The organism is Serratia sp. 1D1416 (genome assembly GCF_003641105.1).
In the GTDB taxonomy this organism is placed as follows: domain Bacteria; phylum Pseudomonadota; class Gammaproteobacteria; order Enterobacterales; family Enterobacteriaceae; genus Serratia; species Serratia ficaria.
The window spans coordinates 5204434-5228579 of sequence record NZ_CP032738.1; the positions used below are offsets into that span (position 1 = coordinate 5204434).

Consider the following 24146-nt stretch of genomic DNA (forward strand, 5'->3'; position numbering starts at 1 on the left):
CATGTGGTAATGAAATTAAGTCGCTTTCACTCATCCAATGGCTCTGGCATAAATTATGCAATGTTAACTTATTGACAACATGAAGACTGATGCATGAGAAAACCAGTCAGTTCTCTGGAAAATAAATAAGTAAATTCAGTTTTCATATCAGAACTCAGGATGCAAGACTACGATGAATAACGATTTTACATTTACGATTAAGAGCAGTCTTTTCGATGAGCATTATAACCCATCTGAAAATACGCGGATCACCACCAACTTTGCCAACTTGGCCAGAGGAAAAGACCGCCAGGAGAACCTGCGCAACACGTTGGTGATGATTAACAATCGTTTCAATAGTTTGGCGCATTGGGACAACCCCAAAGGCGATCGTTACTCTGTCGAGCTTGAAATCATTTCTGTTGAAATGCGTCTTGAAGACAATGGCAATAGCTTCCCGGTGATTGAAATATTAAAAACCAACATCGTCGATAAAAAAACCAACCAGCGCATTGAGGGTATTGTAGGGAATAACTTCTCTTCTTACGTGCGCGACTATGACTTTAGCGTATTGTTGTCGGCGCACAACAAGAACCGGTCTGAATTCAGCATTCCCGATAGTTTTGGTGATTTGCATGGGAATATATTCAAGCACTTCGTCAACTCGGAGGCGTACAGAGATAACTTTACTAAAACGCCGGTGATATGCCTGAGCGTTTCCAGTAAAAACACCTATTATCGGACGGGTAATGAGCATCCCGTATTGGGCGTGGAATATCAGCAAGACGAGCCTTCATTGACCGATGCCTACTTCAATAAAATGGGCTTGCAGGCTCGCTACTTTATGCCGCCCAACGGCGTTGCGCCTTTGGCTTTTTATTTTAACGGCGATTTGCTCGGCGATTACACCAATCTGGAACTTATCAGCACCATCAGCACGATGGAGACTTTCCAAAAAATTTACCGGCCCGAGATTTACAATGCCAACTCTGCGGCAGGAAAATGCTATCGGCCAAGCCTGAATCAACAGGATTATTCTTTAACTCGCGTGGTTTATGATCGGGAAGAACGTAGCCATCTGGCCATTGAACAGGGTAAGTTCACTGAAGAGAAATTTATTAAACCATACCAGAACATTCTTGAGCAGTGGTCCGCTAATTGCGCTCTTTGATTAACCAAGATACAGGGTCATCCATTATGAAAAAGTTATTACCGACGTCGACCGCCGGCAGTTTGCCCAAGCCCTCTTGGCTGGCCCAGCCTGAGACGCTTTGGTCCCCGTGGAAATTGCAGGACCAGGAATTGATCGACGGCAAACAAGATGCTCTGCGTTTGTGCCTGGAAGATCAACAGCAGGCGGGTATTGATATCGTCAGTGACGGTGAGCAAACGCGCCAACATTTCGTCACCACCTTTATTGAGCACCTCAACGGCGTTGATTTCGAGAAACGCGAGATCGTTAAAATTCGCAATCGCTACGATGCGAGCGTACCGACGGTCGTTGGCCCCGTCAGCCGTCAAAAATCGGTTTTTGTCGAAGATGCCAAGTTTTTACGCCGGCAAACCAGCCAACCCATTAAATGGGCCCTGCCTGGCCCGATGACGATGATAGATACGCTGTATGATAACCACTATAAAAGCCGCGAAAAACTGGCCTGGGAATTCGCTAAAATTCTCAACGAAGAAGCCAGGGAATTAGAAGCCGCCGGCGTCGATATCATCCAATTTGACGAGCCCGCCTTTAACGTTTTCTTCGATGAGGTGAACGACTGGGGGATCGCCACCTTAGAAAGGGCCATCGAAGGGCTTAAATGTGAAACGGCCGTACACATTTGCTACGGTTATGGCATCAAAGCCAATACCGATTGGAAAAAGACGCTGGGATCGGAGTGGCGACAATACGAAGAGATTTTTCCAAAACTGCAAAAATCCAATATCGATATCATCTCGCTGGAATGTCAAAACTCCCATGTTCCCATGGAGCTAATGGAACTCATTCGGGGTAAAAAGGTGATGGTTGGGGCGATTGACGTGGCGACCAATACCATTGAAACACCGGAGCAGGTTGCCGCCACGCTGCGCAAAGCGCTGCAGTTCGTCGACGCCGACAAGCTCTACCCTTGTACGAACTGCGGCATGATCCCTTTGCCGCGCGCGGTGGCAAGGGGCAAGCTGGACGCTTTACATGCAGGCGCGGAAATCGTCCGAAAAGAGCTTCTGGCTAAATAACGTCGCCAAGCTGTCGATAACCTGAAACAACTCGGTCCGCGGCTAGCGCTGCAATCAATCGCTAACGCTGCCAAACCGCCAGGCGGGCTGAGTTGTTCTTCATGGGTGAACGCGACGCGGTGCCCTTTCCCAGCTATCCATGAAAAATACGATTGCATTGTCTGGTGGCGACGTATTGATAAAACCACCCCGGATGAGCCCTTAAGGCATGACGGAAACACTCGCAGATAATCCTGCCACCAGCACAATGCCCTCAGGTAATGTGTCTATCTGGATGCGTACCGGCACTCGCTGTGCAAGTCGCACCCAGCTGAACGTGGGATTGACCTCTGGCAGGCCAAGCCCGCCCGTTTCGTCATTGTTGTCACCAATTCCACGCCCGATACTCTCCACATGCCCCACGATCACCGGCTCACGTCCCATCAGCGAAATATGCGCAGTATTTCCCACGCGAATATGGCGCAGCTTGGTCTCTTCGAAATAGCCCACCACCCAGAAACTGTGCGCATCTATGATGGCGACTTTGGTTTCTCCCGCCGCGGCATAGTCGCCAGGGCGAAGCCGCAGATGCGTGACATAGCCCGCAACCGGTGATCGGACGGTAGCATGAGACAGGTTAAGCTGCGCCAGCTCCAGCGCGGCCAACGCGCCGTGATAATTGGCCGCCGCGACGCTGGCCGCGCTGCCTGTTTGCCGTAAATCTTCGCCGGAAATCATCCCTTTTATCTTGGCGCGTCGGCTGGCCGCGTCCTGGCGCATCAACATTTCATGACGTTTAGCCTCAACATCGGCCTGCGCGCTGACCACCGCCAGCTTCAGCCAGTGCGGATCGATGGAATAGAGCATATCCCCACGATTAACCCACTGATTGTCGCGGACAGCCACGCTCATCACCGGCCCGGAAACATCCGGCGCAATCTGCACCACATCCGCGCGAACCCGGCCATCGCGGGTCCAGGGTGTTTGCGCGTAATGTTTCCAGATAATAAAAGCCAGAAAGGTAGCCATCACCGCCGCGCTTAGCGTCAGCGCATATCGGCCTAACAGGGAGAGTAAAGATTTCATGTAAATAACCCCGGCGTGGTCAGACTCTGCAACAGCAGGAAAAAGGTAACTATATAGAGGGAGAAATCAATCAGCGGGCGAAAAGGCAAACGGCGGTAAAGCCTGCTGAAGGAAAAAAGCGGCCCGAGTAACAGCGTGCAGACGAGGGTGGCGAGCGCAGTCATCAGCAAACCGGGAATAAAAACACCCCCGATATTGATGTCATTTATCATCGGCGAGCTCCTTTTTCCGCTCGCTTAACGCGCAGTACAGATCAACCAGCCCGGCGACAAACCGGCGCGAGGGCTCATCTGACGCAGGCAAACAGCGCTCGGTCATAGCGGTAATACGCATGCGCAAGGCTTCGGTGTCCGTCGCGCGGATCATCAGAGAAAACAGCTCGCTCATCTCAGTGCCCGCGTGTGGCTTACATCGGCGCAAATGCATCACGCCAAGACCCATACGCAGCGCGTGCAACAGGTGGTTAAGCGCCAGTTCGGATGACGGCCCGCTGCGCTGCAAACGCGGCACCAACAACGCCGCCCGGTCGATCATCAGGTTGGTCCAACGGGTTTCATCGGTTTTCAGCGTGCCTTTCACGCTACGCCGAATGTCCCGCCGGCAAAGTTTCAGCAGGCGGTTTATCGCCGCATCTGCCTGCACGGTTTGCAGCAGGCTCATGCTGATGACGGCGAAGCCGGTCGCGGAAAATAACGCGATGGCGGTGTTGACAGCCGCGGCAAAGTCTCCGCTGTAGTGCGCACCCAACTCGCACAAAATGGGCAGCGTCAGGGTGATCCCCATCGCCATAAACGTGGTGGGCGGCCTGGCCTGGAGCGATCCGGCAAGCAGATATACCGGTGCGAAGACCGCAACCAGCACGGTGAAATCACTCACTTGCGGCAACAGGGCGAAGCTGTAGATCAAACTAATCGCCCCCCCCAGACGGAGCCGATGATGTATTTCACAATATGCGGGGCCGGCGTGTCGAAGCTACCAAACAGCGTGCAGCAGACGCCGAGGATCGAGACCGCCGTGCCGCCATCAGGCCAGGCAGAGTAAATCCAGACCAGACAGCCGCTCAGGATGATGGTGAAAGCGCCCAGCGCAGTGCGGGCGGCGCTAAGGGGATCGCGATGGAAAACATAGCCTTTTACCGCGTGGTCTTCCGTCTGCGCTGACGCGGATTGCGGATGACGAATGGCGTCAGAAAGGCGATCGCACTGTTGCAGTATGAGAATGGCCTCTGTCAGATAACGCACAAAACTCACCCGCAGCGCGTCTTCAAACGTCAGCATCTGCGCCAGGTGCAACCGAGCCGATTGTTCACTGCGTTCTTTAAGCGCAGCTGTCGCGCGGTGGCGTTTTCCCGCGTCTTCACAGGCAAACCAGGCCTGAACATCGCCCAGCAATGACTGCAGATCGGTTGGCATCACCGCTATCATCCGCAGCCGATCGCGTAATTCGCAGTTCACGATGACCAATCGCGCCAGCCGGTCATGGATCTCTTTTCTGGCCTGCCTGACCGGTACGGAGAGCGCGAAGTCATAAGGAATGTGATGGCTGATGCCCTGCAGGAACTGTAACGCCAGCGCCAGGTGCAACGGCCCCGAGGCCGCATCGGGTTTGCCTGCCAAGGTGTCGGCAACCCGCCGTCGCGCCGCGTCCAACGTCTGCGATAGCTTGCTGTTGAACAGCCCTGAGATCCGCATGGGCAACACATAACGGTGGATAAGCGCAGCGCAGAAGATGCCAATCATGATCTCCTGCACCCGCACAATGGCAATGTTAAAAATCGCGCCGGGATCGAACACGGCGGGAAAACCAATCAGGCTTGCGGTGTAACCGGCCAGCACAAAGGCATAGGCGCGGGGCGTGCGTTCAAGCAGCGATAAATAGAGGCAGAAGGTGATCCAGCCTGTCAGTATCACGCTGCAAAAGATGGGCATATTCACGAAGGCAGGCACGATAAAAACGGTCGCGCCCGCACCGACCACGGTTCCCACCAAGCGATAGAGGCTCCGGCTCAGCGACGCGCCGACCGATGTTTGCGAAACGATATAAACGGTGATAATTGCCCAGGAAGGCCGCTCCAAGCCAATCGACAGGGCAATATAGTACGCAAGCATCGCTGCGGCAAAACTCCGCGCAGAATACAGCAAGGCATTGGCATCATTCAGCATCGCGGGCGAGGCCGGGCCCATGCGGCAGAACGCCTGGCCAATCGCGCGTAAAAACGGAAAGTGTCTGAAGTGGATTTTGCTCATGCCGGTGATTATTACCGGCTTGCACATGCCAATAAATACTCTATTCTGTCAAAAAATACCTAAATGTTGCCAATGACATGATATCCCAATTCGCCAATACGTTGTTTGACCCTGACTCCACCCCCTGCCCGGCGGTAGCGCGTCATCTGGATTTCGTTGACTACGCCGCAGAAGTGCCGGTGCATACGCATCGCAAAGGGCAACTCATTATTGCCCTGTATGGCGCGGTGATTTGCCGCGCGGAAAATGACATCTGGATCGTGCCGCCCGATTGCGCCGTCTGGATCCCCGGCGGAATTCCGCACAGCGCCAAAGCCACCTGGAATGCGCATCTCAACTATTTGTTTATCGAACCCGGGGCCGCCGCACTGCCGGAGCGATGCTGCACCCTGGCGATTTCCGGGCTGATCAAAGAATTAGTTGATCGCTTAACCTGCGAGGGCGTCGATTACCCGTCGGAAAGCCATGTCGCCAGGCTGACCAGAGTGACCCTTGATGAATTGGCCACCATGCCGCAACAGAAGCTGAGCCTGCCTGTCTCGTCGCATCCTAAAATCCGCACCATGGCCGATGCGCTGGTCAGTTGCCCTGGCGATCGCAGCACCTTCAAAGCCTGGGCAAAACGGCTGGCGCTCAGCGAACGTTCTCTCGCGCGTTTGATGCTGCGCGAAACCGGGCTGACCTTCGGACGCTGGCGCCAGCAACTGCATCTGATCATTGCCCTTCGGGAGTTGGCCAGTGGCATATCGGTACAAAACGTGGCGGCGAATCTGGGGTATGAATCGGTCAATGCGTTTATCACCATGTTCAAAAAAACCATGGGCAGCACGCCCGCGCACTATTTTGCCGAACGGAAAACCAGCGCACGCTAGACTGATGCGCTTCGGCATCAGGTAACGACCTCGCCGAAAGCCACACGCGCTGATGATTGCACATTGAAACCTGCTTGCTCCCGCTCAATTCCGGGGGACTCCGCGGGGCCAAGCGCTCATTTCCCCCCCGCGCCCTATATGAACCCCGTCACAAAACACGCAGGAAGTTTTTAGCCCGTCACCAACAAGATTGCACCGGGCAAACTTGTTAATGGCCCGTTACAGCCCATCGCATCCAATTGTTAACGTCGATTCATGCGCCGAACGCATCGGCCCATGAGTTTATTGCGCTTATTTACTTTATTTTCCTGATCCAGTCTGCAGCAACAGGCGCGGCAAAAACGCCAATGACCAACTGGAGATAAAGATGCATTCCCCTACCCCCCCATGACGGCTCGGGCAAGAGCCGGCGCGATACTGCGCGTGACCTCCGGCAACTTTCTGGAGCAATTTGATTTCTTCCTGTTCGGCTTTTACGCCACCTACATCGCCCATACATTCTTTCCGGCCAGCAGTGAATTCGCCTCGTTGATGATGACCTTCGCGGTCTTTGGCGCCGGCTTTCTGATGCGCCCTATCGGCGCGATCGTGCTGGGCGCGTACATCGATAAAGTCGGCAGACGCCAAGGGCTGATTGTTACCCTGTCGATCATGGCGGCCGGCACCTTCCTGATTGTGCTCATCCCCTCCTATCAAGCGATCGGGCTCTGGGCGCCGCTGCTGGTGCTGGCCGGGCGTTTGTTGCAAGGCTTCTCGGCGGGCGCCGAGCTGGGTGGCGTATCCGTTTACCTGGCCGAGATCGCCACGCCGGGCCGTAAAGGCTTTTACACCAGTTGGCAGTCCGGCAGCCAGCAAGTGGCCATTATGGTGGCGGCGGCCATGGGCTTCGCGCTGAATGCCGTGATGGAAGAAAGCGCCATTCGCGAATGGGGCTGGCGTTTGCCTTTCCTGTTCGGCTGCCTGATTGTGCCCTTTATCTTTTTCCTGCGCCGCAAGCTGGAAGAAACCGAGGCGTTCACCGCCCGCCGCAACCACCTGGCGATGCGCGAGGTGTTTAAAACCCTCTTGGCGAACTGGCAGGTGGTTATCGCCGGCATGTTGATGGTCGCCATGACCACCACCGCGTTTTATCTGATCACCGTATATGCACCGACCTTCGGTAAGAAAGTGCTGATGCTCAGCGCCTCTGACAGCCTGCTGGTGACCTTGCTGGTTGCGGTATCCAACTTCCTCTGGCTGCCGGTAGGCGGCGCCCTGTCTGACCGTTTTGGCCGCAAGCCGGTGTTGGTCGCCATGGCGCTGCTGGCCCTGGTCACTGCGTATCCGGCGCTTAGCCTGCTTGCCGAAGCCCCCAGCTTTTCCATGATGCTGACGGTACTGTTGTGGCTGTCTTTCCTCTATGGCCTATACAACGGCGCCATGATCCCGGCGTTAACCGAGATCATGCCGGTGGAGGTCCGGGTGGCCGGTTTCTCGCTGGCCTACAGCCTGGCAACCGCTGTTTTTGGCGGATTTACCCCGGTTATTTCCACCGCACTGATCGAGTACACCGGCGATAAGGCCTCACCCGGCTACTGGATGAGCTTTGCCGCCGTATGCGCATTGCTGGCGACGCTTTATCTGTACCGTCGCAGCGCGTTGTCACTACAAACCGCACGTTAATCAGGGATTACGCCATGCAAAAAATTTATCGTTCGCTCCTCGCCACCCTGGCACTGTCTTGCATCAGCACCGGCGCGCTGGCCAAAGACGTGACCGTCATGATTTCAGGCGGCTTTAAAGCCGCCCTGGAAAAACTGGCCCCGCAGTTTGAAGCCAGGAGCGGCGACCACATCATTGTGGTCTCCGGCCCTTCGATGGGCAAGACGCCTGAGGCGATCCCAGCGCGCCTGGCGCGCGGCGAAAACGCCGACGTGGTGATTATGGTGGGCGATGCGCTGAAAAATCTGGCAAAGGATAACCGGATCCAGCCGGGTTCACGCGTGGAACTGGCCGACTCGCCGATTGGTATGGTGGTCAAACAAGGCGACGCCAAACCCAATATCAACCAGGAGGCGGAGCTGCGCAATACCCTGCTGCAGGCCAAATCCATCGCCTATTCCGACAGCGCCAGCGGCCGCTACGTCAGCGGCCAGCTGTTCAAAAAGCTGGGTATTGAAGACAAGATGAAAGGGAAAGCGCATATGATTGAGCGTATTCCGGTGGCGTCGGAGGTGGCGAAAGGAAAATATGCGCTGGGTTTCCAGCAGGTGAGTGAACTGCTTCCCGTGCCGGGCGTCACCTTCATTGGCGAACTGCCGGAAAATGTGCAGTACGTTACCCGCTTTGCCGGCGCGGTCACCGCCGACGCACAACACCGCCAGGAAGGCCGGGCGCTGCTGGATTTCCTGGCTTCCGCCGAGGCGCAAGACAGCATTCGCGCCACCGGCATGCGATCCGTAAAGGCCGAACTGCCGGTTAAACGGCGTGATACCGTTCAGTGATCAACTTTTCCAGCTCGGCGGCAACGTAGGACTGCATACGCCCGCTGCGCCGGATCAGGCCGACCGTACGCTTCACCACCGGGTCGGTCAGCGGCAGGTGCGTCAGCACCGAATGCTCTGACGGCGGCATCGACATGGCGGGCACGGCGGCGATGCCGACGCCCGCTTCGACCATGCCCAGCATGGTCGTCACATGGCGGGTTTCGCAGATGCTGGGCCGCTCGGGAATGATGTGTTCCAGCATCTTATCGAGCAGATTGCGGTTACCGGACGTCTTATCCAGCCCCACGTAATCCTGCTGGTAAAATTCGCGCCAGGTCAGGCTTTTCTTGCCGGCGAGGGGATGATCGCGCCTGCAGGCCGCCACGTAGACATCCCCCACCAGCGGCAGAAATTCGATATTGGCCTGCAGGTTCCGGGCAAAACAGATGCCGAAGTCAGCCTGACCGCTGGCAACCGCTTCAATGACGTTGCCTGCACTGCTGTCGATAAGCTTAACCCGTACCCGCGGATAGCGGGCCTGGAAGCGGCGGATCACGTCGGGCATGAAATAGTAGGCCGCCGAGGGCACCGTAGCGACGGTGACCAGCCCCACGCGATCCTGGCTGGCCTTATTGACATCCGCCAATACCGACTCGACGTTCGCCAGCAGCTGGTCTGAACGCTCGGCGAAGGTCTGCCCGTACAGCGTCAGCGTGACGCGCCGGGTGGTTCTGTCGAACAGCTTGATGCCCAGCGCGGATTCCAGCTTCTCTATCCTGCGGCTCAATGCCGACTGCGACAGGCAGATGGATTCCGCGGCAAGGCGAAAATTACCGTATTCAACCAGCGCGCGGAAGGCATAGAGATCGTTGAGATCAAAATTCACGGGCATAGCGGCGGACAATCCTTTCAGAGGCGCCAGGGGCGTAAAGGAAAGATGATAGCCGCTTATTGCGCGGCGGCAACCTTTTCGACGGTCGCCGGCGTGGCCTGGGGCTCTGCACGCTGGCGGGGCGCAGAGGTCGACGGAGAGCGTGATCCTGATCAGAACGCCTGCGCCATTCGGAAACAGAGCTCCGGCAGGCCCCTCGCTTCCCCGAGCGAGGGGCCTGCCGCTGAAAAGTCACGATTCACCGAAGAACAGATGATCTTTGCCGCGCATCGCATGCAGCGAAGTATCACGACGGTAAAAATACAAATATGCTGCGCTGGTCACCACCAGGCTAATCATCCACGAGATATCGGCGCCGGGGATCAGATGTGCCCACGGCCCGGTGAAAAACGTATTCTCGACAAAGGGAACCTGCACCAGTACGCCGCCAAAATAGATCGCCAACGCCCGCGTGTTCACCAGCCCGTAACGGCCGCCATCGGCGCTGAAAATAGCCGAAATATCATAACGCTGTCGGTTCACTACGTAAAAATCGAGCAGGTTGATGACGCACCATGGGATCAATACGCCGATCAGCGCCCAGATTAAATTGAGGAAAAAAGCGACAAAATTGGCCGCCGCCACCGCCGATACCAGCACGCCGCCCACCAGAACAATGGCCGACACCACCACCCGCACGCGCGCATCCGGGCGCCAGTCAGGACGAAACGTCTGTACGGCGGTAATCAACGACAGGACCGAACCATACAAATTCATCGAGTTATGGCAGATAATATTGAGCAAGAACAGCACCATCAAAATCGGCCCCAGCCAGCCGGTCGCCTGACGCACCGCCGCCATCGCATCGCCCTCGCCGCCCACGACATTGATAGCCACGACGCCGACCAGGAATGCCAGGATCGTGCCGCAGCACGCGCCAAGCCAGGTGCAGATAAAGGGTTTAAACACGCCGATGTTCGCCGGCAAATAGCGCGAATAATCAGAGGTGTAAGGAGAAAAACTCATCTGCCAGACCGCACAGATACAAAAGGTGGCGAACCAGCCGCTCAGGCTGAAGGTACCCTGATGCCAGAACGCCGCCGGCAGCGGCTGCAGGAGCATGATCCCAAGCCCCAATACCAGCGCGCTCCCCATCACCCACGCACCGATTTTATTAATTCGGTGAATGAACCGATAGCCCACTACGCCGATAAGCGTAGCGGCGATCGCGCCGACCACCGTCGCGCCGGTCAGCGGTATGGCGGGGAAAACGTTATTAATCACCTTGCCGGAGAGCGTGACGTTAGAAATAAAAAAGCCCAGATAGATGACGGTGGTGAAAACCACCACCAGCAGGGAGCCGTAACGACCGAACTGCGCCCGGCTCTGCACCATCTGCGGAATACCGACGCGCGGCCCTTGCGCTGAGGTCAGCGCCAGGAAAAGACCGCCAAACATATGGCCGGCAACGATCGCGCTGATAGCCGACAGAACATTCAGATGGAAAGTTTGGGTCGATATCGCGCCGGTGACCACGGCCAGCGGCGCGATATTGGTACAGAACCACAGGGTGAACAGGCTGCGTGCCTGACCGTGCCGTTCACTTTCCGGCACATAGTCCACCGTCTTATTTTCGATTACTTGACTCCGGGACATTTTATCCTCCGTTAGTGGGGACTTTTTCTTTATATGTAGGGGTTAGATGGCTAAAAGAGCGCGGCCGGGCCCGAGATCATCATGATCCCTGGAAAAACAGGCTTCGGGGGCTATTCCGTTAAGGCCGCGACGACGCGTCTCATCATGAGAACTCGGCGGCTGCCCGTCGCGCCGGCCATAGCGCGACGGCGGCTGAGAAAGCGGGACTCAGCGCATGATAAAGGGATCGTCGATAGGTTCGTCGCTGGTGCGTAACCACACCGTTTTGGTCGTGGTGAATTCCAGCGCCGCTTCCATTCCCCCTTCCCGGCCGTGGCCGGAGAGGCCATAACCGCCGAAAGGCGCCAGCGGCGACACCATCCGGTAGGTGTTAATCCACACCACGCCGCAGCGCAGGTCGCGCGTGGCGCGGTGGGCCAGGGCCAGATTACGGGTAAAGACGCCTGCCGCCAGGCCATAGTCGGTCGCATTAGCCAGACGAATCGCCTCGGCTTCGTCGCGGAAAGCCACCACCGAGAGCACCGGCCCGAATAGCTCGCGCACTACGCTTTCAGCCTGCGGCACCTTCGAGCAATCCAGGATGGTCGGCGGATAGTAATAGCCGGGAGAGTCGATGGCCTGATTCCCGCACACCAGGCGCGCGCCCTGCGCCAGAGAGCGATTCACCACCTGCTCGATCAGCGCTTTTTGGCGCTGGGTACAAAGCGGGCCAAACTGCGTCGCCGCATCATCCGGCGCGCCGATCACGATGCGTTCAACCCGCTCGACCAGCTTCGCCAGCAGTTTATCTTTAATGCTTTCCGCCACCAGCAGGCGCGAACCCGCGACGCAGCTCTGCCCCGATGCGGCGAAGATCGCCGCGACTTGCGCGTTCGCCGCGCTATCCAGATCGGCGTCCTCAAAGACGATAAACGGCGACTTTCCGCCCAGCTCAAGCGTGGTTTTGCTGAGGTTTTCCGCGCTATTGCGTACGATATGGCGCGCGGTTTCCGGGCCGCCGGTAAAGGCGATATGGTCGACATCCGGGTGGGTCGTCAGCGCCGTTCCGCAGGCTTCGGCAAAACCCGTAATCACATTGCATACCCCGGGCGGAAACCCGGCTTCAGCCACCAGGCGTGCAAAGGCCAGCAACGGCGCCGGCGCGCTTTCCGCCGCCTTCACCACCAGCGTACAGCCGGCCGCCAGCGCCGGGCCGATTTTCACCGCCGACAAAAAGAGCTGGCTGTTCCAAGGGATAATCGCGGCGACCACCCCGACCGGCTCGCGCCGCGTCCAGGTCTCGGTATCCGCTTTGTCAATCGCCAGCGTGCGCCCTTCCATTTTGTCGGCCAGGCCGGCGTAATAACGGTAATACTCGGCAACGTAGGCAATTTGCGCGCGGGTTTCGCGGATGATCTTGCCCGTATCGAGGGTCTCAATACGCGCCAGCTCATCGGCGTTGCGCTCAACCAGCTCAGCCAGCTTCAGCAGCAATTTGCCGCGCGCGCCGGCGGTCAGGCCGCGCCAGGCCGGATCATGGAAAGCGCGTGTTGCGGCGGCCACCGCGCGATTCACTTCATCGCCGCGCGCTTCGGCGATTTCCGCCCACGGCTGCGCCGTCGCCGGGTTCAGCGACGAAAAACAGGCCGCGCCGGATTCAAAATTGCCGTCAATATAGAGTTTGAACGATTCCATCTCTGCACCTGTTAATGAAATTCGGGCATGACCTGCCGAATAAAGCGCGTCAATGACGCTTTCTTGCGCTCAAACGACATGCCGCTATCGATCCACAGCGCAAACTCATCGTAGCCCAGCGCCTCGTATTTCTTCAGGCGGGCGATGATTTCATTCGGCGTGCCGATAGCGAGGTTTTTGCGCATCGCTTCAGCGGAATAGTAGGTATTGGCGGCAATCTCTTCATCGCTCAGCGGCTGAATCAGCCCCTTACTGACCGGGCGCTCGTTCTTAAACCAGGCGCCGAAATAGTTGTAAAAACGGTTCAACTCCTGGGCGGCGAGCTGGGCGTCCGCTTCGTCTTCCGCCACAAAACCATGCTGCAGGAGCATGATTTTTAGCGGTTCTCCCGGAGCCAGACGCTGACGCGCCTCATGGAAGCACTCGGCCAGGCGCACAATCTCCTCTTCCCCTTGATGCAGTGGAGTCACCTGCACGTTGCAGCCGTTGGTCACGGCGAATTCGTGGCTATTAGGATCGCGTGCGGCAATCCAGATAGGCGGATGCGGCTGCTGTTTCGGCTGCGGCGACGAGGTGGCGGAAGGGAACTGCCAGAATTCCCCCTGATGGGCGTAATCGCCTTCCCACAATTTTTTCACCGCCGGGACCAGCTCGCGCATCCGCTGCCCGGCCTGCCAGGCATCGAGGCCGGGCATCAGCCGCTGGTACTCGTAGTGGTAGGCGCCGCGGGCGATGCCAAGCTCCAGGCGACCACCGGTAATGATGTCGGTCATCGCCGCTTCCCCGGCGAGGCGCAACGGGTGGTTAAACGGCGCGATAATCGTGCCGGTGCCCAGCCGCACATTTTTGGTGCGGTTGGCTAAATCGGCGAGGTTGATAAAGGGGTTCGGCGCGATGGTGAAATTCATTCCATGGTGTTCACCGGTCCAGATTGCGTGCATACCCGCTTCGTCGGCCATTTCGCACAGCGCCATCATCTCGTTGTAGAGCTTATCCTGCGGCTCATCCGGCGAGATACGTTCCATATGGATAAAGAGTGACAGTTTCATCAGAGGCTCCAGATTAGCTTCAGCTAGCGAATTGTTTGATAGCGCCGTTCTGCTCATCGCCGTAGTAAATGCTGTAGTTGCCCACCGCATTTTCGCGAACGAAGCGGTTCATCAGCGACTTCAGGGCCGAATCGCCAATCGGTAACGCCGACAGGTTTTCCAGATCAAACCATTGCGCGTTTTGCAGCGTCGGCAGTTCCGCTTCGGTCGGCAGGGCGCACAGGAACACGATGTGCTGTTTATGATTCTGCCGGTCTTCATACACCGAGTAGACAAAGCCCGGGCTGGCGTTGACGCCCAGCTCGCCCATCAGGGTATTGAGGGTATCGCTCACGCTGCCTTTCGCGACGCTGCGAGTCGGCAAACGATAGTTCCCTTCCTGTCGCACCATCACCACCTGGCCATTCAGCTCAATCAGCGCGCTCACCTCCACGCTCAGACGATGAATCAGCGCTTCCGCATTGTGATACGGCGTGAAATACGCGCCGCGGTAGTAGCCAAGCCCCGCCGTACCGGTAGAGTCGAAGCCTTCGACCCGACCGATCAGAATCGCGTGATCGCCGGCGTCCACAACCTGATGCAGCGCGCAGTCGAACCAGGCCGAGCTATCGTCGATAATCGGCGTGCCGTTTTCGCTAACATGCCAGTCAATCATGCCGAAGCGATCCTCTACCTTTTGCGCGAAAATATTGGCGGTCTCTTTCTGCTGTTCAGAAAGAATATTGACCGCAAAAAACCGACACTCGGTGAAGTTGCCGAAATTGGCCGAGCGCTTATCGATGCTGACCAGCAGCAGCGCCGGATCCAGCGATACCGACGAGAACGAATTGGCGGTAAAACCAATCGATGCGCCCGCTTTGTCGCGACTGGTGACGACGGTGACGCCGGTCATGAATGCGCCGAATGCATCACGAAGTTGTCTGCGTTTATCTGTTTGCATAAGAGAATCCTGCCATTTCAGTTCTGTTGCCCTGTACTGCCGAGCCGTACCGCAAAAAGCTCAGCATTTCATGGTTCACCCGCGGCGCATCGGTCAGGCTGACCATATGCCGCGCGCCGAGAATAATCACCGCGCGCCCCTGCGGCGCTGCGGCGGCCATCTCACGCGCCATCTGCGGATTGGAGTTGGCGTCCAGTTCGCCGGTCAGCACCAGTACCGGGCAGCGCATTTCCTGCCATCGGTCAGCGTAGACCCGGTCGCCGTCGGCGAAAGCCTGATAGGCTGCCGCATAGCCCTGCAGATTGACCTGGCTGAGCCAGCCGCCAACCTGCTCGCGCAGCGCGGCCTCATGAGCGTCATCGCTGAACCAGCGCGCAAGCGGCGAATCAAGCAGCGCTTCTCCTGCCGCCAGCTCCCGGGCCCGCTGCAGTACGGCGCGGCGGGCCGTTTCACTGCGGCGGTAAACGCCGCTCATGACGATGGCGTGGCTGACCTGTTCAGAATGGTCAATGGCCAGCCCGGCGGTAATCAGCGCCCCCATCGAGTGGCCGGCGACGGCAAAACGCGCCTCCGGCCGGGTACGGAGAAAATCGGACAGCCACGCCACGTAATCCGTTAAGGTGACGGGGCGGGTAAACGCCTCGCTTTCGCCATGGCCCGGCATATCGACGGCAATGACCCGAAAATCGCGGCTTAACGCCTCTATCTGCGGGTACCACGACGCCGCGTTCATGCCGACGCCGTGGAGCAGCACCAGAGGCGCGCCTTCCCCCGCTTCCAGATAGCTGACCCGCATCTGGCTATCAGACAGCAGCTGGGTTTTGCGCATCATGGCCTAACTCTTTCAGATCGGAATAACGGTTGCCAATTCGATGATGAGGGCGTCCCCCTAACGCCGCGCCCAGCGCGATGACAAGTTCGTCATGGCGCGGCGCGTCGCTGATGTTGAATTGCATGGTCAGGTAGTGTTCGCGGCTGCCTTCGTCGTTTTTGTTCATCATCGGAATCAATACCGGCGAATTCGCCGGACCGCGGGTGTTGTTGAAGGCGAGATAGCTTTTGCTCTGCACCGCGCTGCGGTAGTGGTTGCCGAAATGCAGGGTGTGGATCAGCGCCGAAGCATGTTCCAGCTCACCTTCCAAGCCCACAATCGCACTCTTGCCGAACGCTTCCACCTTCTCGCCGCCGCCCGCTTCTTTAAGGATCAGCCCGGTCAGCAGCTCGCCGAGGATCGGTGCGAACTCGCGGATTTGCGGCGAGAGATCGTCAACATACCCCAGCCCGGCCCATGGATTGCGGATCACCGCCGCTGCGGCAATCATCACCAGCGGTTTTGCCGCCGCTTTTCCACCATCAACGTACAGCGTTTCGGTGGTGACTACTGTTTTACGAATCGCGGGATGCATGCTCTCTCCTCAACAAGGTTAATGAATTGCTAATTAAATGTTTCGGGAGTGGTATAGCATCGACGAAATTAACATGTCAAAATATGGTATACCATCATACAAACAGACCAATAAGCTTGAATCATTCAATGAAACGAGCGGCAGAAAAAACGTAACGACATGATTTAAATGGGAATTATGAAATCATATTTCGCGAACGGCAGCAGCAACGGCACGCAACGGGTGAGGCAACGACAACCCGTCAATCGGCAGGTTGAAATGGACTAAAATCAAGACATTAGGATTGCGGCAGGAAAGTGATGATTTTTTCTTCAGCAGAATGCAGATTTGTGAGCCAGCGCAATTTCCCCCCTTTTCGCCAGGGCGAAAAGCGCAGTCGGCCTTGACGGATCCACATTGCATCGCTTTACAAAAGGGTGCTAATAGTAAAGCTATTCTCCTCTGCGGGCCGTGCCGCCGCTTTTGACTCATTAGATAAACACAGAGGGATTTGATGGTTGATAACCATTCGCTAAAAATTGAGAACGTCCCGGTCACCCTACGTGAACTGGCGCTGACCAAAGTACGTCAGGCGATTATCGCCGGTTATTTCAAGGCGGGCGATCGCCTGGTGGAACGCCAGCTCACCGAGCAGCTTGGCGTCAGCCGCAGCGTCGTGCGGGAAGTGATTCGCTACCTTGAAGCGGAGGGGCTTATCGAGACGTTACCGAAAAAAGGGCCGATCGTCGCCGTACTGAACTGGGAAAGCGCCGAACAGATCTACAACATCCGTATGCTGCTGGAGCAGGAAGCGGCGCGGGACTGCGCGAAGCTGGCCAATGACGAGGACAAAAAGCGCCTGCATACACAGCTGCTGCAAATTGCCCAGGCGTCACGTGAGCAGGACGACATCAAGCGCGTGGAAGCGTCGCAGGCGTTCTATGAAACCCTTTTCCACGTCGCCAAACACACTATCGCCTGGGAAATTGTTCAGCGCCTGAACAGCCGCATCAGCCGCTTACGAGCGTTGACGCTGGCGTCGCCAGAACGGCAGGTCGCAGGGTTTGAACGCATGTCGCGCATCTATGACGCCATTGCCGGCAACGACCCGGCGCAGGCCAAGCAAGCGGTGTACGATCACCTCACCGAAGCTTCTCAACTGGCAAAACAGATCCTTTCCAGACCGGAGTAAATATGGCCGCATATTGGATTGCCCACGTGAACATCCACGACCCCGAGCACTATCAACACTATATGGATTTGGCCCCGGCGGCGTTCAAACGCTACAACGCACGCTTTATCGCCCGCGGCGGCGAAGCGCAGACGCTGGAGGGCCCATCCTTTGCTAAACATGTGCTGATTGAATTCGCGGATATGGAGAGCGCGCTGGCCTGCTACCACTCCGCAGAGTACCGGCAGGCGCGGGCCGCGCGCGCAGACGTCGCCGAGGCGATGATCACCATTGTCGAAGGGTTGGCCGGCTCATAAGACGTGACCGTTCGCCATCGCGATTTCAAACGCCGGTTATTCCCGATTAGGGTCGGATCATATTCGGGGCGCGGGACAAATTGATCTCTCCCCGGAAATCTCAAAAAGCGTATGGAACTAAAACGGGTATGCTTACACAGGTTCACGCGTCGCCGCACAACAGATGCTCGATCGTCTCCTTGGACTGGGTGGTAGGCTCTGCCGAGCTGCGCCAAGCGATAATGCCGTCTGGACGAATGAGCGACGCGCCTGAACGGCCTATACCATATGTCGTCTCAAGGGTTTGGTCAGCGGGAAATAGCACATCAGAACCGTCCTCAAAAATTGCGACGGGCACGCCCTCGAGTGTGGTTTTCCACCTACGGTCTGCTGCGATCAGAACAAAATCGCGTCCGAACAGATCCAGCGTCGAGATGCGCACGCCGTTTTGGATGATCCAAATGTGCGGCGCCCGCGTGCCCGGCTGCCCCGCCCATTCGCTCGGCGTTGCAGCCGCAGGCAGCTGCGGCCCTGCGCCTATCACAGCCGCCGAACGGACGAGCTGCCCGAACTCCATAGCGTCATTACTCAGGAGCGGGTCCGGTGTGAAAACCCCGTCGACCCAGCGGGAATAGTCTGGACGGGAGAATGCCTGCTGATGACGGAGCCAGCCAATCGGGCGGCGCTCCTCGCTATACGTGCCGAGCAAGACGGGCGACGCTCCTCCGGCGAGGACGCGCTCCAGTTTCCACGCAAGGTTCCAGACGTCATCGATGCCCGTGTTGGCGCCAAACCCGCCACGCGTCGGCGGAAGCTGATGTGCCGCGTCGCCGGCAAGAAATACGCGGCCTTTCGAGTAGGTGTCCGCGATACGGCCGGCCATTTCCCATCGTCCGGTCATGATGATGCTGAACGTCATCTCTCGCCCCAGCGCATGACGGATCGCATTGCACAGCTCCTTATGCGACCGATTCTTGTCATCATCGAACATCAGCACCCATCGGCTGTCGCCGTAGGTTGTCAGGAACGCACGAAAGTTTTCCTGCTCGATCTCATATTGCTGCGGGCCGCGTGCCAGGTACTCATCCGCCTCAGGGCAAGAGAACAACACGCTACGCAGCGTGCGCAAATATCCGACCCCGCTGCGCGGGATGGCGAGTGCTTCCCGAATGCTGCTCGTAGCCCCATCGGCTGCAATCATGTAGTCAGCGCTGATCTCGTACTGCGCGCCGCCATCGCGCTCGCGCAGCGTAGCAACCACTCGGCTTTGGTCCTGCCGGAAGCCGATCAGCTCGACACCTAGCCGCAGCTCGGCCCCCATACCCTCTGCCGTTTTGCGCAGGAGCGGTTCGAGTTTGTCCTGCGCGATCGCAGCGCCTGAGCAGGGAGATAGACGACTTGAGCGTTCGGCTGCCTCACCAGGGGTCCACTCCCTCTCTTCTGTCCAATCGGCGGCCAGGTTCTTCACTCTGACCCGACGCAATCGCGTATCTGGCTGCGTCTGGGGGATGTAGTCTGCTATGCCTACCGCACGATAATGCTCGATCGTCGTTTCGGTGAAACCCATCGCACGTGGGTGGGGCGAACTACCCAGGTGCTTTTCGACCACGATGTTGGATACACCGCGCCAAGAGAGAAATAGAGAGGCTGACAGTCCGACCAGGCTTCCGCCCACGATGATTACGGGAATATGTTTCACGGATAAAACGTCCTTCGCTTATGACGCCGCGGGCACGGCACAGGACGCAGAAATGTTCGCAGGGAAGGTCAGGCGACGTCGTCAATCCATACCGGTCCCGACGAGGAAAAGACGCGCGTCCGCCCTCGTCGCGGTCCGTGGCCCTACGGGCTGGATTATGGTCAGCGCCGGATACGCGCTGACTGACCGGGGCTTACCAAACCGGTCCACCATTTTCGACACCCGTATTGTAAGTGCGCTCGAAGGTCGTTACAAGGCCTGTATCCGCCCTGCATTGTCTGGATCCTTGCAGAAGTTGACGCTTAGTTGACGGCACGGTAGGTTTCTCCGATCCGCCGCGCACGAGCGGACTGGCCTTTCAGGCAGCCAGGTCGCCAATGTCTTGTCGCCATCCATGCGGGCCTGTTCTTCTAAGCGAGGAACGGCCATTAGCGCTTGCAGCTAATAGCCACAACATTGGCTTTTTAGATATCTGGCGTTGCCAATTAAACCTCATGACGCTGGCATGGGCCGAGCCATATTACAGGCGCTACCTTTTCATAGCCGCATCAGGCCACCGTCAACCACCAGAGTTTGTCCCGTAACAAAACGCGCATCTTCACTGGTGAGGAAAGCGACCGGCCCGGCGATATCGGCTGGCGTGCCGAGCCGCTTAATCGCCTGCATCATGTAGACCTGTGCCTTCTGCTCGTTCGGCATGCTGCTCGCACCTTCCGTGTCGGTAATCCCCGGATGGACTGCGTTGACGATGATGTTATCAGCCGCAAGCTCATTGGCGAGAGCGCGGACCAAACCGACCACGCCCATCTTAGACGTAATGTAATGGGAAAAGCCCATTCCGGGCGGTGTCACCATGCCGACTGCGTCGGAACCAACGGCGACGATCGCCCCGCCACCGGCCTTGCGCATCAGCGGTACAATCGCTCGGGCGCCGATCACGTGCGCATCGAGGTTCACGGCCATGACACGATGCCATTCATCCTGCGTCATCTGGTCAAGCCCGGCGATCGGGTAAATGCCAGCCGCATGCACCAGGATGTCGGCACGGCCGAATTTCTGCTCTACCTCGGCGGCAACCCGCCGCCAATCTGCCTCATTCGTCACGTCAGCGGCGATGGCAATCGCACCGTTGCCAATCTGGGCTGCTTCCTCCGTAGCATCCTGGCGATTGACGAGGATGACTTGCGCGCCGCGCTGCGCCAAAAGATTGGCAATGCCGCGCCCGATGCCCTGCTTACCGCCGGTGATGATGGCGACCTTGTTTGCATGTGTCTTCATGGGTTATTTCCTCGGTTGTAGATTTGCGAGCGCACGCAGCCGTGGCTCGCCCACCTGTGACAGAAAATCGAATTGGTTTGGCCGCCAGCCCAGTTCGGCTCGTGTCCGCGGATCGCGCGAGCGGCTGCATGCTGACAGCAGTAGAGCTCCAAATGGGCCAAATACCTCGGTCGCCTCCCCCATCGTCAGGCTGCGCGTGTTAATCCCCAGGTCACGTGCCACGGCCTCGGCAATCCAGCGGTATGGAATTTCCCCGGCTGCGGCGTGGTACAGCGCGCCAGCCTGTCCGCGTTCGACGCCAAGGGAAAATAGCTGGGCCAGATCGGCGCTGTACACATGGGTATAAGCGGCAAGTCCGGAGCCGATGTAACAGGCAGCGCCGGTGGCGGCAACGGAGCGGTACACGCTCGCTACAGGGCCATTGTCGTCTGGCCCCCAAATCACCGGGGGACGGATTACCATGCTTCGCAGGCCATGCTCGGCAGCAGCGCGGACGATGCCCTCTGCTTCTACCCGGGGAAGTGCCAGTGGCTCCGGCAAAAAAGGATCGTCTTCGGCAAAGCTATCGGGGCTCCACGCCCCGCCCGTGCGTTGCATGAAAACGCCGCTACCCGACAAGAAAATAAACGTCTTGCCACTTCCCGCAAGTGCACCGCACAGCGTCCGAATAATGGCCGGCTCGTGCTCGAAGGCAACCTGGGCGGCGTAGATTGTGACTTCCGCCGAGCGTGCCGCAGCGAGCACGGGAGCGACATCGGCCTCAAGATCACCGCGAACCACCGCGATACCCATAGTTTTGAGAGTGGCCGCGGTGCGATCGGTTCGCGCCAAACCGACCACTCGTTGCCCATCCGCCAGAAAATGTTTTGCTAATGTGCCGCCAACAAATCCGGATGCGCCAATGATGAATATATTTTGTGACATGAATGGCTCCTTTGCTTGTAGCCTAGGGCCTATCGATATCTCTGAAAAGCCTATATTATTAGATACGACCCATATAAGGAGTAGATACTTTGCTGAACGGCATTTCCCTGGACTACTTGCGGACTTTCGTCGCTGCCGCAGACCACGGCAGCTTTTCAGCGGCTGGCCGAGTGATCGGGCGGGCGCAGTCGGTGGTAAGTCAAACCATCGCCAGTCTGGAGGGACAGCTCGGCGTAACATTATTTGAGAGGGTCGGCCGTTACCCCAAGTTGACGGTTCAGGGAACAAACCTGTTGGCCGATGCGCGCCGCGTTGTCATGGGGGCTGACGCACTGACAGCCAAAGCGCGTAGCTTCTCCGCTGGCCTGGAGCCCGAACTGTCAATCGTCGTCGATGTCATGTTTCCGCACCGCTGCCTTACCGATGCTCTCGGCAGCTTCAAGGCGCATTTTCCTTCTACTCCGCTTAGACTCCATGTCGAGGCTTTGGGCCGCGTTGCGGAGCTGGTGATCAAGGGGCAGTGCAGCCTCGGCATTACAGGAACACTGCCGTTCCTACCACCGGGGCTTGCGGCTGAACGACTATTCAACGAAGAAATGATAACGGTTGCGGCACCGGGCTCACCCTTGGCCGGTAGAAATGGCCCCATTGCATTTCGGGAACTGTTGGATGAAACACAGCTCGTGTTGACCGACCGTTCTTCGCTGACCAACGGGGTGGACTACGGCGTACAAGGCAAGAACATCTGGCGACTTGCTGACCTTGGTTCGAAACATGCTTTCTTGCGTGCTGGTCTTGGATGGGGGCATATGCCGCGCTGGCTGATCGGTGAAGATTTAAAGGAAGGCCGTCTTGTACGCATCGAGTTGGAAGGACCATCGGCAGGCCTATTACCTTTTCAAGCTATCTATCCAAGCGATCGGTTACCCGGCCCCGCAGGTAGGTGGTTATTAGAGCGATTTCAACCGGTTTAGCCGTGTAAGGGACCTTGATTGACTCACTGACCTGCCCCCTATTTATTAACGTTCCAGGCTGTAAGTGACGTCTGACACGAAGCAGCTGTCTGAGGGAGCATCAGAGCTGCTATGAGCGAGAAGCGGACATAGGCGATTAAAAAAAACTTATTCAGGCTGTGAAGCTTTTATTTTAGTAATTTTGATATCAAATCAGAGAACATTGGCAGAACTCGACTAAATGTGAAGGAGATGTTTATCGCCCTGCGAGCGGTAAAACCGTCAATAAGGGCAAAGGGAATAATAGTGATTTCTTTAGGATTCATATCCATATGAAATGCCTCTGCTGTAATACCCTCATCTATGAACCCACGATGCTCCGCTGTATGACATTAGCACTGGCGCTCAACGCTTTTTGCCGCTTTGGATTGCGGCTCAGAGGTTATGCGTGACCATCCAGGCGTATACGTTTGATGTCACGCTGCGGAGAGTCGCCAAATTCCCGGCGATATTCGCGACTAAACTGCGAAGCACTTTCATAACCAACCATTAAGGCCGCGCTGCTGGCATCCAGGCTTTTGCTCAGCATCTGTTGCCTGGCTTCCTGTAGCCGAAGCTTTTTTTGGTACTGCAATGGGCTTACCCCCGTCACCGCCCGGAAATGCTGCCGAAAAGTGGACGGGCTCATATAGGCGCTCGCGGCTAATTCATTGATGCAGACAGAATGCGTGAAATTCTGTTTTAGCCAGCCGACCACCCTGGAAATACTCTGTCCAGGAGAGCCTGCAGTGGCCAGATGCCTGAGCTGGGAGCCATGGTTACTGGCCAGTAAGCGGATAATAATTTCCTGCTGGATGAGCGGCTCAAGCTGGGCAAGTAAATCCGGCTCGGCAAGTAGCCTTACCAGCCGCAGCAAAGCATCCGTAAGCCCTTCATCCAGAGGTTCGACAGAAAGCGGATTAAGCGGGGTTTCTCTCGCTGGCTTTGCCGAAGGCATAATCGCCGCAGTCTGCACCACGGCACGAGGATCAAGCGTCAACACTAGCCCCAGAAAGGGCTCGCTCTGGCTTGCCTGAGTCACATGGGAGAGCACAGGCAGATCTATTGTGGTCAGCATAGATTCACCTGAGCTGTAGCGGATTCGCCTCCCCGCCAACATGACCTCTTTTGCGCCCTGTACCACAACACCCAACCCCATCGGGTAAATGCAGTGCACAGGCGACGTGGGTACGCTACGGCGATGAAGGGTAAGCGAAGGAATGTCCGTTGGGTAATCACCATCATTTTGGGCAATTTCAGAAACTCTCTTCGCAAGAGATTTTCGGGCGTATTCTGGATTAAACGCCATGTTCATGGCCATATGCGCGCCTCGTAATGAGGATTAAGATCATACG

At 57.2% G+C, this 24146-nt stretch carries 21 protein-coding genes and 1 pseudogene; 8 read left to right on the top strand and 14 right to left on the bottom strand.

Annotated features, from left to right (window positions below; translation table 11 throughout):
- Positions 1 to 172: 172 nt before the first annotated feature.
- Complete coding sequence (locus tag D7I37_RS25220) at positions 173 to 1150, top strand: DUF1852 domain-containing protein (RefSeq protein ID WP_061795933.1); 978 nt, start codon at positions 173 to 175, stop codon at positions 1148 to 1150.
- 26 nt (positions 1151 to 1176) lie between these two features.
- Positions 1177 to 2208, top strand: coding sequence for a methionine synthase (locus D7I37_RS25225; protein ID WP_061795984.1), 1032 nt, complete (start codon positions 1177 to 1179; stop codon positions 2206 to 2208).
- A 201-nt stretch (positions 2209 to 2409) separates the two neighbouring features.
- Here D7I37_RS25225 and D7I37_RS25230 read toward each other — a convergent pair whose 3' ends face one another.
- The 3 genes and pseudogenes from D7I37_RS25230 to D7I37_RS25240 all read right to left on the bottom strand — a co-directional run bounded on the left by D7I37_RS25230 (position 2410) and on the right by D7I37_RS25240 (position 5519).
- Complete coding sequence (locus tag D7I37_RS25230; RefSeq protein ID WP_095098412.1) at positions 2410 to 3273, bottom strand: HlyD family secretion protein; 864 nt, start codon at positions 3271 to 3273, stop codon at positions 2410 to 2412.
- Positions 3270 to 3485 carry a DUF1656 domain-containing protein gene (locus D7I37_RS25235; protein ID WP_095098416.1) on the bottom strand — a complete coding sequence of 72 codons (216 nt, stop codon included), beginning with the start codon at positions 3483 to 3485 and terminating at the stop codon, positions 3270 to 3272. The genes D7I37_RS25230 and D7I37_RS25235 overlap by 4 nt, the downstream gene beginning before the upstream one ends.
- Positions 3475 to 5519: pseudogene (locus D7I37_RS25240) on the bottom strand (FUSC family protein). The gene D7I37_RS25235 and the pseudogene D7I37_RS25240 overlap by 11 nt, the downstream one beginning before the upstream one ends.
- Before the next feature lie 77 nt (positions 5520 to 5596).
- Between D7I37_RS25240 and D7I37_RS25245 the strand changes: the two are divergent.
- The 3 genes from D7I37_RS25245 to D7I37_RS25255 all read left to right on the top strand — a co-directional run bounded on the left by D7I37_RS25245 (position 5597) and on the right by D7I37_RS25255 (position 8874).
- The gene (locus tag D7I37_RS25245; RefSeq protein ID WP_095098422.1) at positions 5597 to 6391 is read left to right on the top strand and encodes a helix-turn-helix transcriptional regulator; all 795 of its coding nucleotides are present in this window, start codon (positions 5597 to 5599) and stop codon (positions 6389 to 6391) included.
- A gap of 387 nt (positions 6392 to 6778) precedes the next feature.
- Positions 6779 to 8053 (top strand): MFS transporter, encoded by a 1275-nt coding sequence (locus D7I37_RS25250; RefSeq protein ID WP_129544617.1) that lies wholly within the window; start codon positions 6779 to 6781, stop codon positions 8051 to 8053.
- A gap of 14 nt (positions 8054 to 8067) precedes the next feature.
- The gene (locus D7I37_RS25255; RefSeq protein ID WP_129544618.1) at positions 8068 to 8874 is read left to right on the top strand and encodes a substrate-binding domain-containing protein; all 807 of its coding nucleotides are present in this window, start codon (positions 8068 to 8070) and stop codon (positions 8872 to 8874) included.
- Here D7I37_RS25255 and D7I37_RS25260 read toward each other — a convergent pair.
- From D7I37_RS25260 to D7I37_RS25290, 7 genes are all read right to left on the bottom strand, one after another.
- Complete coding sequence (locus D7I37_RS25260; RefSeq protein WP_061795929.1) at positions 8849 to 9748, bottom strand: LysR family transcriptional regulator; 900 nt, start codon at positions 9746 to 9748, stop codon at positions 8849 to 8851. The genes D7I37_RS25255 and D7I37_RS25260 overlap by 26 nt on opposite strands.
- Before the next feature lie 231 nt (positions 9749 to 9979).
- A complete protein-coding gene (locus D7I37_RS25265) occupies positions 9980 to 11383 on the bottom strand; it encodes a cytosine permease (protein ID WP_061795928.1) in 1404 nt (467 codons plus the stop codon).
- A gap of 207 nt (positions 11384 to 11590) precedes the next feature.
- A complete protein-coding gene (locus tag D7I37_RS25270) occupies positions 11591 to 13057 on the bottom strand; it encodes an aldehyde dehydrogenase (RefSeq protein ID WP_129544619.1) in 1467 nt (488 codons plus the stop codon).
- 11 nt (positions 13058 to 13068) lie between these two features.
- Positions 13069 to 14106 (bottom strand): LLM class flavin-dependent oxidoreductase, encoded by a 1038-nt coding sequence (locus D7I37_RS25275; RefSeq protein WP_129544620.1) that lies wholly within the window; start codon positions 14104 to 14106, stop codon positions 13069 to 13071.
- Between the two features lie 19 nt (positions 14107 to 14125).
- Positions 14126 to 15046: a flavin reductase family protein gene (locus D7I37_RS25280; RefSeq protein ID WP_061795924.1), complete on the bottom strand. Its 921-nt coding sequence runs from the start codon at positions 15044 to 15046 to the stop codon at positions 14126 to 14128.
- Positions 15033 to 15878 (bottom strand): alpha/beta fold hydrolase, encoded by an 846-nt coding sequence (locus D7I37_RS25285; RefSeq protein WP_061795922.1) that lies wholly within the window; start codon positions 15876 to 15878, stop codon positions 15033 to 15035. The genes D7I37_RS25280 and D7I37_RS25285 overlap by 14 nt, the downstream gene beginning before the upstream one ends.
- Positions 15850 to 16452, bottom strand: a complete 603-nt coding sequence (locus D7I37_RS25290) for an amino acid synthesis family protein (RefSeq protein ID WP_061795920.1) — start codon at positions 16450 to 16452, stop codon at positions 15850 to 15852. Before D7I37_RS25290 ends, D7I37_RS25285 begins: the two co-directional genes overlap by 29 nt.
- Before the next feature lie 493 nt (positions 16453 to 16945).
- On the opposite strand from D7I37_RS25290, the gene D7I37_RS25295 reads away from it, so the two are divergent.
- Together D7I37_RS25295 and D7I37_RS25300 are read left to right on the top strand one after the other, a co-directional pair.
- Positions 16946 to 17623, top strand: a complete 678-nt coding sequence (locus tag D7I37_RS25295; RefSeq protein ID WP_061795918.1) for a GntR family transcriptional regulator — start codon at positions 16946 to 16948, stop codon at positions 17621 to 17623.
- Between the two features lie 2 nt (positions 17624 to 17625).
- Entirely contained in the window at positions 17626 to 17919 is a 294-nt protein-coding gene (locus tag D7I37_RS25300) for a DUF1330 domain-containing protein (protein WP_061795916.1), read from the top strand.
- A 142-nt stretch (positions 17920 to 18061) separates the two neighbouring features.
- Here D7I37_RS25300 and D7I37_RS25305 read toward each other — a convergent pair whose 3' ends face one another.
- The 3 genes from D7I37_RS25305 to D7I37_RS25315 form a co-directional block, all read right to left on the bottom strand.
- Positions 18062 to 19597 (bottom strand): FAD-dependent monooxygenase, encoded by a 1536-nt coding sequence (locus D7I37_RS25305; RefSeq protein WP_129544621.1) that lies wholly within the window; start codon positions 19595 to 19597, stop codon positions 18062 to 18064.
- A gap of 537 nt (positions 19598 to 20134) precedes the next feature.
- Positions 20135 to 20875 carry an SDR family NAD(P)-dependent oxidoreductase gene (locus D7I37_RS25310; protein WP_129544622.1) on the bottom strand — a complete coding sequence of 247 codons (741 nt, stop codon included), beginning with the start codon at positions 20873 to 20875 and terminating at the stop codon, positions 20135 to 20137.
- 3 nt (positions 20876 to 20878) lie between these two features.
- A complete protein-coding gene (locus D7I37_RS25315; protein WP_129544623.1) occupies positions 20879 to 21799 on the bottom strand; it encodes an NAD-dependent epimerase/dehydratase family protein in 921 nt (306 codons plus the stop codon).
- An 89-nt stretch (positions 21800 to 21888) separates the two neighbouring features.
- On the opposite strand from D7I37_RS25315, the gene D7I37_RS25320 reads away from it, so the two are divergent.
- Positions 21889 to 22773, top strand: coding sequence for a LysR family transcriptional regulator (locus D7I37_RS25320; protein ID WP_129544624.1), 885 nt, complete (start codon positions 21889 to 21891; stop codon positions 22771 to 22773).
- A 421-nt stretch (positions 22774 to 23194) separates the two neighbouring features.
- Here D7I37_RS25320 and D7I37_RS25325 read toward each other — a convergent pair whose 3' ends face one another.
- Positions 23195 to 24112 carry an AraC family transcriptional regulator gene (locus D7I37_RS25325; protein ID WP_165283124.1) on the bottom strand — a complete coding sequence of 306 codons (918 nt, stop codon included), beginning with the start codon at positions 24110 to 24112 and terminating at the stop codon, positions 23195 to 23197.
- Positions 24113 to 24146 lie beyond the last annotated feature (34 nt).

Excerpts from the sequence above, each read along its gene's own strand:
- D7I37_RS25220 (WP_061795933.1), top strand. The coding sequence starts at position 173 with ATGAATAACGATTTTACATTTACGATTAAGAGCAGTCTTTTCGATGAG.
- D7I37_RS25225 (WP_061795984.1), top strand. The coding sequence starts at position 1,177 with ATGAAAAAGTTATTACCGACGTCGACCGCCGGCAGTTTGCCCAAGCCC.
- D7I37_RS25230 (WP_095098412.1), bottom strand. The coding sequence starts at position 3,273 with ATGAAATCTTTACTCTCCCTGTTAGGCCGATATGCGCTGACGCTAAGC.
- D7I37_RS25235 (WP_095098416.1), bottom strand. The coding sequence starts at position 3,485 with ATGATAAATGACATCAATATCGGGGGTGTTTTTATTCCCGGTTTGCTG.
- D7I37_RS25245 (WP_095098422.1), top strand. The coding sequence starts at position 5,597 with ATGATATCCCAATTCGCCAATACGTTGTTTGACCCTGACTCCACCCCC.
- D7I37_RS25250 (WP_129544617.1), top strand. The coding sequence starts at position 6,779 with ATGACGGCTCGGGCAAGAGCCGGCGCGATACTGCGCGTGACCTCCGGC.
- D7I37_RS25255 (WP_129544618.1), top strand. The coding sequence starts at position 8,068 with ATGCAAAAAATTTATCGTTCGCTCCTCGCCACCCTGGCACTGTCTTGC.
- D7I37_RS25260 (WP_061795929.1), bottom strand. The coding sequence starts at position 9,748 with ATGCCCGTGAATTTTGATCTCAACGATCTCTATGCCTTCCGCGCGCTG.
- D7I37_RS25265 (WP_061795928.1), bottom strand. The coding sequence starts at position 11,383 with ATGTCCCGGAGTCAAGTAATCGAAAATAAGACGGTGGACTATGTGCCG.
- D7I37_RS25270 (WP_129544619.1), bottom strand. The coding sequence starts at position 13,057 with ATGGAATCGTTCAAACTCTATATTGACGGCAATTTTGAATCCGGCGCG.
- D7I37_RS25275 (WP_129544620.1), bottom strand. The coding sequence starts at position 14,106 with ATGAAACTGTCACTCTTTATCCATATGGAACGTATCTCGCCGGATGAG.
- D7I37_RS25280 (WP_061795924.1), bottom strand. The coding sequence starts at position 15,046 with ATGCAAACAGATAAACGCAGACAACTTCGTGATGCATTCGGCGCATTC.
- D7I37_RS25285 (WP_061795922.1), bottom strand. The coding sequence starts at position 15,878 with ATGATGCGCAAAACCCAGCTGCTGTCTGATAGCCAGATGCGGGTCAGC.
- D7I37_RS25290 (WP_061795920.1), bottom strand. The coding sequence starts at position 16,452 with ATGCATCCCGCGATTCGTAAAACAGTAGTCACCACCGAAACGCTGTAC.
- D7I37_RS25295 (WP_061795918.1), top strand. The coding sequence starts at position 16,946 with ATGGTTGATAACCATTCGCTAAAAATTGAGAACGTCCCGGTCACCCTA.
- D7I37_RS25300 (WP_061795916.1), top strand. The coding sequence starts at position 17,626 with ATGGCCGCATATTGGATTGCCCACGTGAACATCCACGACCCCGAGCAC.
- D7I37_RS25310 (WP_129544622.1), bottom strand. The coding sequence starts at position 20,875 with ATGAAGACACATGCAAACAAGGTCGCCATCATCACCGGCGGTAAGCAG.
- D7I37_RS25315 (WP_129544623.1), bottom strand. The coding sequence starts at position 21,799 with ATGTCACAAAATATATTCATCATTGGCGCATCCGGATTTGTTGGCGGC.
- D7I37_RS25325 (WP_165283124.1), bottom strand. The coding sequence starts at position 24,112 with ATGGCCATGAACATGGCGTTTAATCCAGAATACGCCCGAAAATCTCTT.